Origin of the sequence: Acidovorax soli, from assembly GCF_900107605.1 — a bacterium.
Taxonomy (GTDB): domain Bacteria; phylum Pseudomonadota; class Gammaproteobacteria; order Burkholderiales; family Burkholderiaceae_C; genus Acidovorax; species Acidovorax soli.
In genome coordinates, this window is record NZ_FNQJ01000016.1 from 1 (window position 1) to 15,757 (window position 15,757).

Consider the following 15,757-nt stretch of genomic DNA (forward strand, 5'->3'; position numbering starts at 1 on the left):
CATCGCCATCACACCCGAGTCGTCATAATCTGGTCGTCCTGCCTGGGGGAATTTGGGGTGGCCAAGGGTGGGGGAATTTGACCTGGCCATCGGGGGTTGGGCTGCTTTCAAGCGCAATCAAGAACCTTGGCGATGTTCTCGACGACATTCCCCAGCCAACTCGCAGGTGATGAGCGATGTTCGGCCTGAAATCATCCAAAGCGAGGCGCGGTCGGGACGAAGGGGAGAAGCCCTTTTGGATTTCGTTTTCCGACCTTATGACAGCGCTGATGGTCTTGTTCCTTGTGTCCATGGCCGTCGCTCTCATGGCCATCACGCAGAAGCAGAAGACCATCGACGACACCATCGAACTGCGCAAGAAGACCATCGAGCAATGCTTGGCCGATGTGAAGGGCGTGACCGATCAGCCCCAGTTCAAGGGCGTGACTGTCCATGGCAATTCAATTGACTTCGGCACTGTCGTCCAGTTCGCCAACGGCCTGCATTCCTTCGAAAAGCCCGCAGATGAGAAATTCATCCGTTCCTTCGTTCCGGAGGTGTTGAAGGTAGCCAGGGCCCAGAGCTGCGAGGCCTGGCTCAAGCGAGTGGTGGTCGAAGGTTTTGCGAGCCGCGCGGGCAACTACCTCTACAACCTCAACCTCAGCTATCTGCGGTCCCAGCGGGTATTGTGCGCGTTGCTCAATTCCCAGGCGCCCGATGCGATTGCCGAGGCGGACCGGAAGCTGATCCAAACGCTATTCCTTGTCGGAGGCTCGTCCTTCAACACCGCCGACAACGATGGCGCTGCCCGCATGCGCAGGGTGGAAATCAAGCTTGAGTTTCGGGACTTCGGCTCAAAGGCCGATCCTGTCCCGGACATTCCATTGGATCCGGGCAAGACTTGCCCGAATGATCAAAGATGATTCCCGCCCTCCAGCAGCTTCAGTCTGGCCTCCATCGGGTCTTTGCAGCCCCGGCAAGGCATCCGGATACTTGGTTCGACACCAGGGGGATTGAGCTGGCCAAAGAGAAGGTGATTCGCGACCATGGCGGAGCCTCGATCGCTGTCGATCGTCGGACGATCATGGCGTCGGTGGAAGACTTTCGCCGCAGCGGCAAGGTTCCGAGCTTCCGCGAGCTCAAATACGTCTGCCTTGGCGTCGGGTCGATGGACTCGCGCGGCTGGTGCATCCTCTCTGATGAAAGGCTGCGCAGGGCGGCAATTGGCCTGGCGGATTCGCAGGAAGCCTTGCATCGCAAGCTTCGTTGCTTCCAGGCGCTGCTATCGGCCTACTTCTCATTTCCGCTCAGCCAGGCAGACGCGAATGCCGAAGCAGGTTGGAAGGAGCTGCGGGCATGGCTGCACCGCCAGCGATTGATTCTGCTGGGCAAGCTCGACAACCGGCCGCAGTGGTTCGATGGCCTCGATCGCCATGCGGAGCTGTTGACCGACAAGCCATGCGACAAGTTTGGCCCCGATTTGCTGCGTGGCGACCCAGCCGGGCTCAACGATGCCCGAAGCTGCTTGGCCATAGAAGCCGATTCGTGGGTCATGGAAGCCGCTGTGCTGGCCCAGATGAGGGCTGCGGCCAGGCTGGACGATCGGCGCTTCAAGGAGGCTTTGCCGAGCCTCTTGCAAATCGCCACCGGGCAACTGGGCGTCAAGGTTGGCGAGCGGCTCAAGATCAAGTGCATCGCGCTGCTTGTGTCGCGGTATGCGAAGTCTTCGGCTGCGCCTGAGCATCCTGGGCTTCGAGACGCATCGGTCGGCGTGATCGGCAATCCATGGCTTCGCAGGGCCAATTGGGACGCCCATGTGGTCATGGACGATGGCCGGCCAGATCAACAGGCTCGCGAGATGGTGTTTGGCTGGCTCAAAGGCCGGCTCATCCAGGACTTCTTTGAGTTGCTCAGCGCCGAAGGAGCCGGAGATCGGAGGCGGCTGGCATATTGGCTGCGGTTTGCTCCATTCGTCGATGACATGTGGTTCGCGCTTGGTCCTTACGCGCAGAGTCGTAACGATTCGAGCTTCCGCGAGTTTCGCGACCGGGCGAAGGGCCGCCTATTGGATCTTGAGGGGACCACAGGCGACAACAATGCCTTTGTGATGCGCATCGGTCCATATTTGGCTATCGAGTTTGGCTCCAAGGGCAATGCCTTCTTCCTGCTTGAATGGGAGAAGCTGCCGAGGGCCGTCTCCAACGCTTTGAGTTCGGGAAGGGCTAGGGAGTCGATCGACATTTTCAGCCTCAAGCCGAGAGCCAATGTGTTCAAAAAGAGCCACATGGATGCTCCGACTGCTTTGAAGAGCTGGGAGCAGAAGTTTGACGACGACCTGCTGCCTGTGCTCGGAGTGAATCCAGATGAGCGTCCTGCATGCGTCCCCGATCTCGAAAAGTTATTGAATGGCCGCGACATCGTGGTCGTGGACACGCGAGCGAACGGTGGTTCCTTGAAGTTGACGCCGGATGACAAGCTCGCGCCGATCGCGAGGCAGCTGTCGGCCCTGGGAATGGTGCGCAGATCGACGCGCGGTTGGTTCAAGGAGTGATCGATGATTCGATGGTTTGGCTCGAAAGATTCGGCAAAACCTGCGGCGCAGGGCTCGAAGGCTTCGATCAACATCTCTTGGGATCGCTCTGGCGTCCGTTTTCAACCTGAACCTGCGGTGGATGCCTGGCTGGATAGGCCAGGAGACTTCGACCGCGATGCCGAACTCGCATTGCTGCTCAGGCAGTTGGTTGACGAAGGTTTCGCATCGGTGCCAGATCGCGATGCCTTCGTGGATTGGGAGTCTTACTTTCAGCTCGCCAGCTCTCCTGCCCATGCGGAATCGTTGCCCATTTTGAAGCTTCCCGCTCAGAAGCCATGGAGCCCAATCCTTTCGAGCTCAGGCGGCCTCGCCGATGCAGACTTCTCGATCCGGATTGACGGGTGGGTCGATCCTTCAGGTGAACGGGTGCCTGGAGCTCTGGATTTGAAGGGCGCTGTTGCGTCAAAGGATGGGTCAGACTGCATTTTGTCCGAGGCGGCCTGGCGGACGGTTGAGGCTATCGCTTCGATGCGTTCGCAGAAGGGGGTTCAGAGGACTCACGAGCAAAACAAGCAGGAGTGGTCGCGCATCCGCAGGTTGGCGATCGCGGCCAATGCCGAGCTGTCCGGCTTCCTGTCCAAGACTGTTGTGCTGACGCCGGAGCGCATCGACATCCAGATGCGCAAGGGCGGTTCCGGCGCTCAGGACATGGTGGAGATATTGCCTGGCTTCGACGGCTCGCCAGATCGATGGCTCGAAGTTTTCGACCGATTCCAGTCGGTTCAGGATCGGTATGAAATTCCTGACGGCGATGGCATGGTCCACGTGCTTCTGTCGGAGGATGCCAAGGCTGTTCTGACTGAGATTCATCGCATGCCAGGCCGGCGCGTCGCTGGCGCTCGTGCGGAAGCGTTCCTGCGCAACCCATTCGCCACGCTCGGGCCCTCGGCCGACTTGATGATCGATCCCGATCAGTTCGAGCGGGCTCGCGAAGACGCTGGCATCGTGTTTGCCAAGTTTTCGGCGGTTGTCGTCGACGACCAATCAGGCTTTCCGTGCGAAACGGGCTTGCTGATCGAAGAGTTTTTCGAAGGCAAGCTGGTTGCTGAGCGCGTCAAGTTCGAATCGGCTGCGGAGCTCGAGGCCTTCATTTCGAAGCTGGATGCTCGCGTGGTGGCCGGCGCCCAATGCTGCCACTGGAAGGGATTCGATCTCGAAATCCTGGGAGACACGCCAGACCAGCTCGCCAAGCTGCGATCCGCGCTCGGCCGGATGTCTCAGCCTCGCAAGATCAAAGCCACGGACATCTTCGACCTCTCGTTGTATTCCGATCGCATTGGCGGCTTTGGAGTTGAGAAGCCCTACTACTCGCCATTCATTTCCAAGAAGAGCGATGAAGCAGGGTGGGTTCCGGAGAACATCGACCTGGGACTTTGGTTCACCGATGCCAATGGCGAGGCGGTCGCCATTCCATTGGACGGTCGCGACCTGGACAAGTTTCGCAAGGAAGTTGAGCAGGCGGAAGTTGAGAAGCGCGACAGCTTTACGTTTCCGGGTTGTCCCAAACCCGTGCCCACCGGCTGGGCCAAGGAGGCTCTCGACACGCTTGGCCGTGTCAAGGATGAAGTCAAGGGCGGCAACTACGACCCAAAAAAGGACAAGACAGAAAGGCGGCCGGTTGAGCGCAAGGGATTGGTGGTCAAGCCCAATGTGGATGGGCTCGACTACGAGGAGCGGCGAGGGGAATTGTCTTCCGATGCCGGTCCGCTCTCCATGCCTTCAAGCCTTCGCGCGGGCATCGAGCTCAAAGATCATCAGCTTGAGGGACTGGCTTGGTTGCAGAAGATGTGGAGGCACTCTCCTTCTGCCTGCCGAGGAGCCCTGCTGGCCGATGACATGGGCTTGGGCAAGACCATTCAACTGCTGGCATTCATGGCTTCGCTGATCGAGTCTGAGCCATTGGTCGATCCATTCCTCGTCATCGCGCCGGTTTCGCTGCTGGACAACTGGAAAGCAGAGATTGAAAAGTTCTTCGTCGATGGAACGATGGACGTGCTGACGCTATACGGCTCGAATCTCGCGTCAAAGCGGGCGCCGAAGTCTTCCTTTGATGATGGGCTGTTGGAGTCCGGATCGCCAAAGCTGCTGACGCCCGGATGGCTTGGCGACGCAAAGGTGGTCTTGACCACCTACGAGACGCTGCGCGACTTGGAGTTTTCGTTGGCCGCGCAGAAATGGTCGGTCATGGTCTGCGACGAGGCTCAGAAAATCAAGAACCCAAACGCGATGGTGACGCGGGCGGCCAAAAAGCAAAACGCCAGGCTCAAGATCGCATGCACGGGAACGCCGGTCGAGAACACGCTCGCCGACATTTGGTGCTTGTTCGATTTCGTGCAGCCAGGATTGCTAGGGTCTTTGAAGGATTTCGGCGGCAAATACCGCAGGCCTATCGAGGCCGAAGGGGACGCGGAAGCGGAGGCCAGGGTCGCGGAGCTGCGGGAGTTGATCGAACCGCAAAAGCTTCGTCGAACAAAGGCCGAGGTCGCCAAGGATCTGCCCAGAAAAATCCACAATGAGGGCTGCCGCAAGTTGCCGTTGTCCCAACGCCAAAGAGCTCTCTACGCGGACGCTGTGGCGCAGTTCAAGTCTCGCGGCCCAGGCCAAGGAAGCAGCCTCCAGTCGCCTTTGGGCTTGCTCCAATACCTGCGCCGATTGTGTTCGGATCCGCGCCCGCCCGGCCATATTGCGACGACCGATGAGACGGTGGAGGCTATCAAGAAGGCTTCTCCGAAGATGGACTGGATGCTAAGGCGACTCAAGGAAATCCAATCTTCTGGATCAGGCGACAAGGTCATTGTCTTCTGCGAATTCCGAGACTTGCAACGGGTCCTCCAGCGGGCCATCTCCGAGGTGTTCGGCTTCGTTCCTGATGTGATCAATGGCGACACCTCCACTGAATCAGGCTCCTCGAACAACCGCCAGGCCCGCATCAATGCCTACCAGCAAGGAGATGGTTTCGGCGTGATCATCTTGTCGCCACTGGCGGTGGGGTTCGGCGTCAACATCCAGGCCGCAAACCATGTCATCCACTACACGCGGACCTGGAATCCGGCCAAGGAAGACCAAGCGACGGATCGGGCCTACCGCATAGGACAGAAGAAGGATGTCCACGTCTACTACCCGGTGGTTGTGGGCGGCGACTTCATGACGTTCGACGAGAAGCTCGATCTGCTGCTCGAGCGCAAGCGAGGGCTCTCGCATGACATGCTCAACGGGTCAGGGGACATCAACCCCTCCGACTTTGCCGACATCCAGTCGCCGGGCGGTGGATCGCCATTCAGCGAAGAGCTCTTCGATCCTGCCGATCTTGGTTCGCTTGGCCCGGATGCGTTCGAAGCCTTCTGCGCGTTGCTCTGGAGCAAGCAAGGCTTTTCTCGCACTTTGAAGACGCCGAGGACCGGCGATGGCGGAGTGGATGTCGTGGCCATCGATGGCAATCGAGGCGCGCTTATCCAGTGCAAGAGCTCTGGCGTCGACGGGAAAGAAATGGGGTGGGAAGCCATAAAGGATGTGTCGGCCGGGGCGGCGGCTTACGCCGCTCGATATCCGGGCGTGGCGTTCGAGCTTGTCGCCGCGACGAATCGCAGGTTCAACCAGGCAGCTCGTCAGCAAGCGTCACTATTGAATGTGAGCTTAATCGACGGTGGCGATTTGGCTGAGTTGCTTTCGAAACATCCAACCAAAAGAGGCGAGCTAGATCGGTTCGCGATGGCGGGTTGGGCGCGCTGAGCAACGGACAAACAGGATGAAGGTCTGAAACATTATTGAGATAGCCAACAAAACCAACATTGAAGGAGGAAACCCATGAAATTGGTCAAGGCTCAGGTTCAAAACTACCGCTCGGTTGAAGACAGCGGCGCTTTCGAAATTGGCGCGCTCACTTGCTTGGTTGGCAAAAACGAGGCGGGCAAGACGGCCATCCTTAGCGCGCTTAGGGCGTTGAGGCCGTCAAAGTCGCAAGACTTTGAGATCGACGAGACCATCGACTATCCGCGCCGTTTTTCCACACGCTTTGACGATCGCCATCCTAATGGGGAGGCCGAGGTCATCCGGACTTGGTGGAAGCTTGAGGCTGCCGATATCGCTGCCGTCGAAAAGCGGTTCGGACCAGGGGTTCTTAAGAGCGACATCTTCCAGGTCCACTATGGATTCCGATATGACGACGATAAACGAAGTTGGGTAATCGAGGTCGACGAGGCGAAATGCTTGGAGCACTTGGTCAGCAAGCATGCCCTTGATGCGACAGATAGAAATGTCTTGCACAACGTCTCAGACGGACAAGGCGCCGAGAAAGCTCTTGCAGGTCTGACTGAACCATCGGCCAAGCAAACCGCGTTGCTTGAAGACATCAGGAAGGTAAGGAAGTCGCGATTTATCTTGGGCGTCATTGACATCCTGGAGCCGCGGCAGCCCCGGTTCTTCTTCACTTCCCACTTCGAACGCATGTCGGGGATGGTCTCGCTCAATAAGCTTCAACAAGATCGGCAGCAAAACAAGGTTGACGTAGGCGACAAGATTTTTCTTTCGTTCCTGGAATACGCTGGGACGACGCTGGAAGAACTCATCGCAGCAGATCGTCGCGAGGCTCTCAAGGCCAAGTGTGAGGCGGCGAGCAACGAGATCACCGAGGAAATTTTCCAATTTTGGAGCCAGAACAACGCGCTGGAAGTGGTCATCGAAATCGACTCGGGCAAGCCTAGCGATCCTTCTCCGTTCAATACCGGGATCGTCGCGGATATCCGAATCCGCAACACCAATCACAAGGCGACATTGCCATTGTCAGAACGCAGCGCTGGCTTCGTCTGGTTTTTCTCATTCCTGGCCCAATTCAAGCAACTCAAGAAGACCGAAAGCAACGCGATCATTCTGCTGGATGAGCCTGGCCTGACTCTGCATGGCAAAGCCCAGGGCGACTTGTTGCGTTACATCGTCGAACGCCTGCTGCCCGACCATCAGGTCATCTTCACGACCCATTCGCCTTTCATGGTTCCGATGGACCGCTTGAACGATGTGCGGATCGTCGAGGATGTCATCCACTACAACCCGAAAACCGGGCGTCCGGATCTCAAAGGAACCAAGATCCACGCGGATGTCTTGGAGGTCAGCGACGACACGCTATTCCCGCTGCAGGGGGCCTTGGGATACGAGGTTACCCAGTCGATGTTCATCGGCTCGCATACCTGGCTGGTGGAAGGTCCATCCGACATCCTCTACTTGCAGACGCTTTCGCAGGCCCTTCGAAAACGCAACCGCGAAGGAATGGATCGTCGTTGGACTCTGTGCCCATCGGGCGGAATCGACAAGATCGCACCGTTCGTCAGACTGTTCGGGGGCAATCACATCGACATCGCCGTTCTCTCCGATGTGGCCAACTCGGACAAGAAGAAGATCGAGGCGGTCAAGAAGGAGCAAATCCTCAAAGCCGGCCGCTTCTTCACTGCAGCAGACTTTGTGGGCCAGCAGGAAGCCGATGTTGAAGACCTCTTCGATCCGGCCTTGTTCGCTGAAATTCTCAATGGAGCCTACAAGCCCCCAGCGGGCAAAGAAGTCACCAAGGATGCGTTGCTTGCGGCATCCGAGACCGAGCGCATCGTCAAGAAGGCCGAAGCCCTTTTCAAGCTCATGCCCCAAGAGGTTGCCGAGTTCGACCACTTCGGCCCAGCCCGTTGGCTGCTCGACAACCCGCAGATTCTTGATGGCGACTCGCCGGCAGTCTTGGCCACTCTTGAAAGGGCCGAAAAAGTCTTCGCCGCGTTCAACGCCTTGCTCTCATGACTGGGGGCGGTCATCGAAGCTAAACATCCGAGGGCGGTTGCTTTGAGCGACAGGCGCTAGGAATCACTAATTTGGGAAGACTAACGAAACATCAACAAAGGAGACGGCATGGCAAACGCTCAGGAAAAGATTGAATCGCTGTTGGCTCAGATGTCCGGTGGAAGCGACTTGGACCGGCTCAAGATGCTGCTCTACTACGGAGATCTCAGCGGCGAGTTCGAGGACGACGACGATTGGGCGCAGATTTGCCAGTTCGCCGTGGAAGCCGACGAGGAGCTGGGCGGATCGGAGCCGTATCTGGATCGCTATGCCGAGCTGGTCCAGTCCCAAAAATTTCCGGAGGCTATGCAGGCGATGGTCTACGACCTTCGCGACAACAAGATTTTTGCCGCCATGGCGATCCACCGCGCGGGGCTGCCAAAAGCCGCTCCGTTGGTGTCGGCTGCCGCTTACAACAAGCATGCCTATCAAGGCTTGAAGGATGAATTCGCCGTTACCCGATTTCTCGTCTGGTCGGGCTTCGACATCAACGAGCCCAACCCAAGCACGGGCATGACGGCCCTGCACAAATTCGCGTCGACCCAAGTTGCTCCCGGAAGCTATCCAAGAGCCGTCAAGTGGCTGCTTGAACATGGCGCAGATGTCGACGCGGCCAATGCGAATGGCGACACCGCGCTCGCTTACTTGTGCGCCACGGTCGGCTGGGGCGAAGCCCAAGATCAAACCTATGGCCTGCTGCTCGACGCGGGCTCCAACCCGTTCGCCCAATCCAAGGATGGGGCGACGCCATATTCATTGCTGGAGCAGTTGAACGCGCAGGAACCTTCGGAGCTGAGGGCCGCTCGAATCGAAGAGCTCAAAGAGTTCATTCGCCAAGCGGAACGGGAAGATGAAGAATCGGGGGATGAAGCCGATGGCGAATCGACCGAACTCTCGCCTTCGGAAAATTTGGCGAGAACCCTCCTGCAGATCAAAGGGGAGCTCGACGAAATTCGAGGCTTCTACGTAAACGAGCCAGAGGACGGAGACGACAGCGGCTTCGATCGCTCCAATGGAGAGCAATACCTCAAGCGGCTTTACCAGTTGACGCTTGGCTTTGCGATCCGCAACAACCTCTTCGGCCGGCCTGAGTTCTACAGCCCTGAGGTCGTTGATATCTTCAAGAATGATCTTCGATTCGCCTACCTGTTCGATCCCAGCCATGTCATGCCTGCCATGGACAGCTTCCACAAGGAGTTCGCTGCGAAGGTGTTTCTGGGCTTCATTCCAAGCCCTGGTCAAGAAGGGCTTGCGCAAGATGTCTTGAAAGAGTGGACTCTTTCGCCTGGCTTGCGCGAATTGGTGGCGGGTAATGAAGACGAACCTGTCGACATGAATGCCTTGCTAGCCGAAGGGAGCCTTTGGGAACTTGAAAAGAGCTGCTTTGGGCGGGTCGCGCGTTTGGCCGCCACCACTCAGTTGTCCCTGTTTGTCCAGTCAGGCTGGTGCGATCCATTCTTGGGCATCCCGCGCAAAGGTGCGGAGATCCCTGATGTCCTTTCGACTCGGGTTGCCATCCACATCCTCAACCGCCGCAAAGTCCGCGATGGCGTCGAAGGCCGAGCCCTTGGGTTCGCCCTGTTGAGCTTTGCGATGCAGCTTTCGCAAGGCCTTTTTTCCGGGCCTGGAATGCCAGAGGATGCATTTTCCGATGTGGATGCGGACGTTTGCTGCGTGGCCCTTGGCGACAAGTGCCGGCTGATTGCTGTCGAGTGGGGATTGAGCGAAGAGCCTTATCCAGCTGGCGAGGACGTGGTGTTGGAAAAGATCGAAATGTCTTCTGGACTCAAGGGGCTCATGGAAGCATTGCAAGGACAAGAAGAGGAGCAAGGCAAGCCGGGCGAGGGTCAAGATCAGCAAGGACGCAACGATGGGGATGGCCCGACTGAGCCGACCCCGCCGCCACCGCCTGCTTCGCAACCCGGAACCACCGTGGGAACGCCTGGCGAAGAGGAAATTCCAATTGAGCTTCTCGAGGCGGCAAAGGCCTACCGCGCCAAAGGCGGGCATTTGGGCGCGATTGGCCGATGGGCCTTCAAAGACGATCCTGATAATCCAAACAAGCATGTCGAATTCGACATGAAGTGGGCAAGGGCGAAGATGGGCAAGCCTGAGGGCGACAAAATCATTGCTGAAGCTCGCGCAAAGGCCGCCAAGGACAAAGGCGGCTGATCAGCGACAACCATTGGAGAGGCAGTCTGAGCCGGCTGCCTTTCAATGAGATGCCTTGGAATGCCTGAACTCCCAAGGCGGCTGGGGTTTGGGATCGCTCCAAAGCCCCTTGCCGGCCTCTTTGGCCGCTTTTTCGGCCTCGGCATAGGCCTGCCTGTCAGTCGGAGCCTGCTCTCGCTCATAGGCCTTGTAATGCCAGGCTAGGCCCAGCTCGACTTGGCGAAGTCCGCAATCGACGCCATCGACCGAGAGCTGGCCGATGGTCCGGCCGTAGCGATCGAGCTTCTTCCATTCGACGCTGGCCGCCTTTCCGAATGCGCACGCCGACATGGCTTTCTTGGCTGCCTGGCCGAAGGCTTGCGCCTTCTCGGGGGCGTCGATGCCCGCGATGCGAATTTTGATTTGACGATGTTCGGCAGTGAGCAGGGTCACGGTGTCGCCATCGGATACGCCAACGACCTTGCCATCCAGCGTATCGGCAACTGCGGCCATCGTCGCCATGCATAGCGACGCCATGGCGAGGGATTTGGGCCATCGGCCAAGGACGCGAGACGGGTTCAAAACAGGCCTTGGGCTGCTGGGGCGATTGCTGCCATTCGATCCGAGGGATAGGGCTGCATGAAATCCATGCTGTCGGCTGCCGATGCCGCTAACCAGTCGCCATAGGCGGCTTCGGGCAGGATGACCACCATCCGTTTTTCGTCAGTCGGCTTGTGGAATGCCTTCATCAAATCGTGATGGTCGGCGTTGATGGTCAGCATCGTGTAGCTGTGAAGCCAGCTTCCATCGGCTTGCTTCCATGAATCCCACAGGCCCGCGATGCCCATGGGTTGGCCATCGGCTCGCTCGATTCGTGTGGACACGGCCTTGCCGCTTCGCCAATCCGGTTCGTAGATGGCTTGGGCCGGGATGATGCAATGCCTGGCCTTCTTCCAGGCGTCGCGGAAGCTGGGCTTCGAGGCAGCCGTCTCGCTGCGGGCGTTGTAGGTGTTGCGTGCCAGCTTGGCATCGGTCGCCCAATGCGGGATCAGTCCGAACGATCCGATGACAGCCTCGCGTTCCGGCACGGCCTCATCGCCGACATCGGCATGCGGATGCCTTCGGATGTAAGAGCCCAAATAGCCTGGCCAGAGGTCAACCTTGCCCGCCTCCTGGGGAGGGGCCGCCGAATACCGTTCGGCGTAGGTTTTCGGGTCTTTGATGCCTTCGTAATGCGCGCACATTCGAGGATGTTAACTTTCCGCACGCATCAGATTGATTTGCTCGGCTTGACTTTCACAGCAGCCAAAAGCGGAATCGCAGCCAATATCAATTGCTTTTCCCTTTCGCTGATCAGCATGGGGTCGTTGTTCAGAATGTGGTTCCAAATCGCTGGAGACAACGCCAATGCCGTCATCAGCGGCCTCATCCCGTTGGAGATGCCATTCGCTAGCGCTGGATTGGAGACGAAGTTGCTCATTTGTTTCGGAAAGACGGTGTCTGACATCATTCGCAAAGTGAGCGAGAAATCGCAGTTTGGAGGCCGGCCTGCTTCATCAGTCACACTCAATGTGACGTTGCAATGCTCGGTTCTCAGGCTATCAACAATTGAGCTGATTGGCTCGCAAGCGATGCCAGCGAGCTCGTTGGTCAAGCCCTGCTCGTTTTTGCTTTGCAAAAGTTGGAATATGTAAGGTTGTCCGGAGGCGATCGCGTTTCCCATTTCTGGGTCGCGTATTGGAATTGACCGCTGCATCTTTCCGTTTTCCGAAACCACTATCTTGAATTCGCTTTTGTCGCCGGCTGTATGGATCAGCTCGATGGTTTTGTTTGGTGGTTTTAGGCGCTCGATTTGGAATTCCTTTGGAATTCGAGTTTTGTTTGCATCGAAAAGTCGTTTATTTGGCATCGCGAAGTTGACAGGCTGAATTGGTTTTGAGATGGCTTATTCCATCTATTCAAACTCATTGAAGGCGATATGTCGACAGGTTCCAGCATTGCAAAAATTCCAGAATTGCCAAAGCGCGCCAGCTTAGTCGACCTTGAGTGGGTCAGGGAGCGTTGCGCGCAGATTGGTTGCGACGCCGATGTCGAAGCATGCCTGCATGCAGAGGCTGAGTGGACTAGCGAGATGGGCAGAGCTCTTCGGTTCCGCGATGCGAAAGACCTCGATGAGAAGGAGTGGCAAGACTATCTGAGCAGGTTGAGGCGACGGCAAGCTGAAATTTGGGGGCAATTTTCACAGGCGGATTGAATCTATCCATGGTTTGATGCTGGATGTAAACTCAGCATGTGCAAATATACAGTTTTCAACCAAACTTGTGCGCTGACAGGCCCATTCCGGCCGGCGGCTCGCCCATGCTCCTGCATGAGTTGGTAGCGAGCGTGCGGGCGGGTTTTCCATCGCCGGCAGAAGACCTTGGGGCAAAGCGGATCGACCTGACGGCCAAGCTCATCAAACATCCCCAGGCGACCTTCCTGCTGCGAGCTCGCGGGGATTCGATGCGCGAGGCAGGCATCTTCGATGGCGACGTGCTGGTGGTGGACCGGGCGATACCGCCACGCAGCGGGCATGTGGTGATTGCGATCGTCGAAGGCGAGTTCGTCTGCAAATCGCTTTGGATGAGGGCAGGGCGGATGAAACTCAAAGCCGCAAACCCTTGCTACCCCGACATCGTTCCGCGCGACGGCCAGTCGGTCGAAGTCTGGGGCGTGGTTCTGCACGCCATCAAATCGCTGCAAGCATGAGTGGCGCCCATGTTCGCTTTGGTCGATGGCAACAACTTCTATGTTTCGTGCGAGAGGGTCTTCCGGCCCTCGCTTGAAGGCATCCCTGTCGTTGTGCTTTCGAACAATGATGGTTGTGCCATAGCCCGCTCAAACGAAGCCAAGGCTCTTGGGGTCAAGATGGCCCAGCCCTGGCATGAGATTAGGCACTTGGAAGAATCCGATGGCCTGGTTGCCCTCTCGGCGAACTTCGCGCTCTATGGCGACATGTCCGATCGGATGATGAGCCTTGCTGCGGGGCTTGGACCCACGCAAGAAATCTATTCCATCGACGAGAGCTTCATCGGCCTGGATGGCGTTCGAGGCGACCTGAAGGCCCGGTCCATGGCCATGCGTTCCCGCATCCTGAGTTGGATCGGCATCCCATGTTGTGTCGGGATCGGCCCCACCAAGACGCTGGCCAAATTCGCCAACAACGTCGCAAAGTCTGCTGAGCGAAAGCCTGGCAGCTACCCGGTTGAGCACGCCCAGGTCTGCGACCTCTCTAAGCTCGAACGGAGCCAGGTCGATGAGCTGCTGGAGGCGACAGATGTCGGCGACATATGGGGCATCGGTCCTCGCATTGGCAAGCAACTCCGTGAGGGCGGCATCGCGACCGCAGCAGGCCTTGCCCGGCTCGATCCGGCGACCGCCAGAGCTCGCTTTTCGGTCATGGTCGAACGGACTGTTCGGGAGCTTCGTGGCGTCGCCTGCATCTCTTTGGACGATCCAGCAGAGCCCAAACAGCAGATTGCTTGCACCCGATCGTTCGGGCGGCCTGTTGAGGCCTATGGCCCCCTTGTCGAAGCGGTATCTGAATTTGCGTCGCGGGCTGCGGAGAAACTTCGCTCGCAGTCGAGTCATGCTGGCGATGTCCTGGTGTTCATCCGCACAAGCCCCTTTCGCAAAGACCCGCAGTATTCCCGCTCGATCATCGTCCCCCTTCGCAGGCCATGCTCAGACACATCCGCCATCGTCGATGCGGCCCTGCTTGGCCTTCGTGCGATCTATCAGCCAGGCTTCAAGCTGGCGAAGGCAGGCGTGATGTTGATGGAGCTTCGTCCTGCTGCCCAAGAGCAATTCGAGCTGTGCCTGGAAGAACCAGAGGCCGGCAGGGACAAAGCCCGACTCATGCAAGCCCTCGACTCGGTCAATGACCGATGGGGCAGGGGCTCGATCAAGGTTGGCAGCGCGAAGATCGGCCAGACCCCAAGGGATTGGTCGATGAAGCAACAAAGGCGCACCCCGGCATACACGACCGAATGGGACGACATGCCGATCGCCAGGTCGTGAAGCGGAATACCGTGAGCATGGAGAATGTCGGCGTGGTTAATTCGCGCTGATGGCTGCGACCATCACGCACTCGATTCATGGCAAAGGAGGCTCCATGTGGCATGCATTTCTTGAAGACGACGAGGACGGCAACGTTTGCATTCACCTCGAAGACGACGATAGCCCGGGGGTTCGCGAGCTTTTTGGGCAAGTCGCGGTCGAGGACGCTGAAGACGAGGAGCTCAACAACGAGAACGAACTGCTCGAAGAGGCTGAGCAGGAGGTCAAGCGGCGCAACGGGGACGAGGGTGACTAGGGCCTTGCCCGTCACCAAGTCATGAAGTTCCGAGTAGTTCAGCTCTGATCGTTGCGGTGTCAGGCTTGTTCTTCGAGTTCCAGCGAACCGTCTTGTAGCCGGCGGAATGCAGCATTGCGTCTCGCTTGGCATCCTTGTCTGCGTCGTGGGTCTTGTCGTCAAGCTCAATGATGGCGATGACGGCGCCAGTCTTTCGATCCATGGCCACAAAGTCGATCATCTTCTGTTTGAACGTGCCTCGGGTTGCCAGCCATTTTTTGCCGTTTTCCTTTTTGGATATGGCGGGTTCGAGTAGAGCGCCCATGGACACTTGCGGGCAAATGCGAAGCTCTGGAACGGCGGCTTCCAGCCTTCCAAGAAATTCAAGTTCGTTTGGCGTGAGGATGGGTTTTGCTTTGTAGCTCAGCGGCTCGTTGTCCTGCTCTTCTTCGGCTTGCTGCTGTTGCGCGGCCTTGAGCTTCGAAATGAAAATGAAACCACCGATGGCGGCTACGCCAATGGCCGCCAATGGAAGAAGGGTTGATGCTGTGCTCAAGAGGTGCTCCCGATGTCATGTCGGGCAAAGGATTTGCCCGATAGGCGAAAACACTCCCAAAGCCAGGTTGCCTGGTCAATATGGGCGACGCGAATCGATGAACCGCCTGTCATCTCCTTGTCGGCCGATGCGACTCGTCGCCACTTCCGATGGCAGCTATAGTTGCGTCTGAACGCAAGTTCCCCTGCTTCACCTCCCTGAGCGGGGCCATTGCAATGACAGCGATGGTTTCCAGTCCGCCCGATGCGCAAGCTCGGCGGACTTTTCTTTGGGATGGCCTCTCGCGTGGCGGTGAAGCATGCCTGAGGCGCCGCTGACCGTTCGCGGCCGT

General features: G+C 57.9%; 13 protein-coding genes. 9 read left to right on the forward strand and 4 right to left on the reverse strand.

Translation table 11 applies throughout. The features are described from left to right. Positions 1-176: 176 nt before the first annotated feature. The 5 genes from BLW02_RS11510 to BLW02_RS11530 all read left to right on the forward strand — a co-directional run bounded on the left by BLW02_RS11510 (position 177) and on the right by BLW02_RS11530 (position 10,558). A complete protein-coding gene (locus tag BLW02_RS11510) occupies positions 177-902 on the forward strand; it encodes a flagellar motor protein MotB (RefSeq protein WP_092698709.1) in 726 nt (241 codons plus the stop codon). Beyond that, complete coding sequence (locus BLW02_RS11515; RefSeq protein ID WP_092698711.1) at positions 899-2,530, forward strand: EH signature domain-containing protein; 1,632 nt, start codon at positions 899-901, stop codon at positions 2,528-2,530. The genes BLW02_RS11510 and BLW02_RS11515 overlap by 4 nt, the downstream gene beginning before the upstream one ends. A gap of 3 nt (positions 2,531-2,533) precedes the next feature. Further along, the gene (locus BLW02_RS11520; RefSeq protein WP_092698714.1) at positions 2,534-6,301 is read left to right on the forward strand and encodes an SNF2-related protein; all 3,768 of its coding nucleotides are present in this window, start codon (positions 2,534-2,536) and stop codon (positions 6,299-6,301) included. Between the two features lie 75 nt (positions 6,302-6,376). Continuing rightward, a complete protein-coding gene (locus BLW02_RS11525) occupies positions 6,377-8,347 on the forward strand; it encodes an AAA family ATPase (RefSeq protein ID WP_092698716.1) in 1,971 nt (656 codons plus the stop codon). A gap of 108 nt (positions 8,348-8,455) precedes the next feature. Then, a complete protein-coding gene (locus BLW02_RS11530; protein ID WP_092698718.1) occupies positions 8,456-10,558 on the forward strand; it encodes an ankyrin repeat domain-containing protein in 2,103 nt (700 codons plus the stop codon). 42 nt (positions 10,559-10,600) lie between these two features. Here BLW02_RS11530 and BLW02_RS11535 read toward each other — a convergent pair whose 3' ends face one another. The 3 genes from BLW02_RS11535 to BLW02_RS19670 are packed head-to-tail and all read right to left on the reverse strand — an operon-like array spanning position 10,601 to position 12,446. Next, positions 10,601-11,059, reverse strand: a complete 459-nt coding sequence (locus BLW02_RS11535; RefSeq protein ID WP_244273679.1) for a thermonuclease family protein — start codon at positions 11,057-11,059, stop codon at positions 10,601-10,603. A gap of 56 nt (positions 11,060-11,115) precedes the next feature. Then, on the reverse strand, positions 11,116-11,781 hold the full coding sequence (locus BLW02_RS11540; RefSeq protein ID WP_092698722.1) for an SOS response-associated peptidase: 666 nt from the start codon (positions 11,779-11,781) through the stop codon (positions 11,116-11,118). Positions 11,782-11,807: 26 nt separating this feature from the next. Further along, entirely contained in the window at positions 11,808-12,446 is a 639-nt protein-coding gene (locus BLW02_RS19670; RefSeq protein ID WP_139285365.1) for a hypothetical protein, read from the reverse strand. A gap of 69 nt (positions 12,447-12,515) precedes the next feature. Between BLW02_RS19670 and BLW02_RS11550 the strand changes: the two genes are divergently transcribed. From BLW02_RS11550 to BLW02_RS11565, 4 genes are all read left to right on the forward strand, one after another. Continuing rightward, entirely contained in the window at positions 12,516-12,791 is a 276-nt protein-coding gene (locus BLW02_RS11550; RefSeq protein ID WP_092698726.1) for a hypothetical protein, read from the forward strand. 104 nt (positions 12,792-12,895) lie between these two features. After that, positions 12,896-13,285 carry a LexA family protein gene (locus BLW02_RS11555; protein ID WP_092698728.1) on the forward strand — a complete coding sequence of 130 codons (390 nt, stop codon included), beginning with the start codon at positions 12,896-12,898 and terminating at the stop codon, positions 13,283-13,285. Positions 13,286-13,294: 9 nt separating this feature from the next. After that, on the forward strand, positions 13,295-14,596 hold the full coding sequence (locus tag BLW02_RS11560; RefSeq protein WP_092698730.1) for a Y-family DNA polymerase: 1,302 nt from the start codon (positions 13,295-13,297) through the stop codon (positions 14,594-14,596). A 49-nt stretch (positions 14,597-14,645) separates the two neighbouring features. Then, positions 14,646-14,891, forward strand: a complete 246-nt coding sequence (locus BLW02_RS11565; protein ID WP_092698732.1) for a hypothetical protein — start codon at positions 14,646-14,648, stop codon at positions 14,889-14,891. Between the two features lie 19 nt (positions 14,892-14,910). Here BLW02_RS11565 and BLW02_RS11570 read toward each other — a convergent pair whose 3' ends face one another. Beyond that, positions 14,911-15,426, reverse strand: a complete 516-nt coding sequence (locus BLW02_RS11570; protein ID WP_092698734.1) for a DUF2726 domain-containing protein — start codon at positions 15,424-15,426, stop codon at positions 14,911-14,913. Positions 15,427-15,757 lie beyond the last annotated feature (331 nt).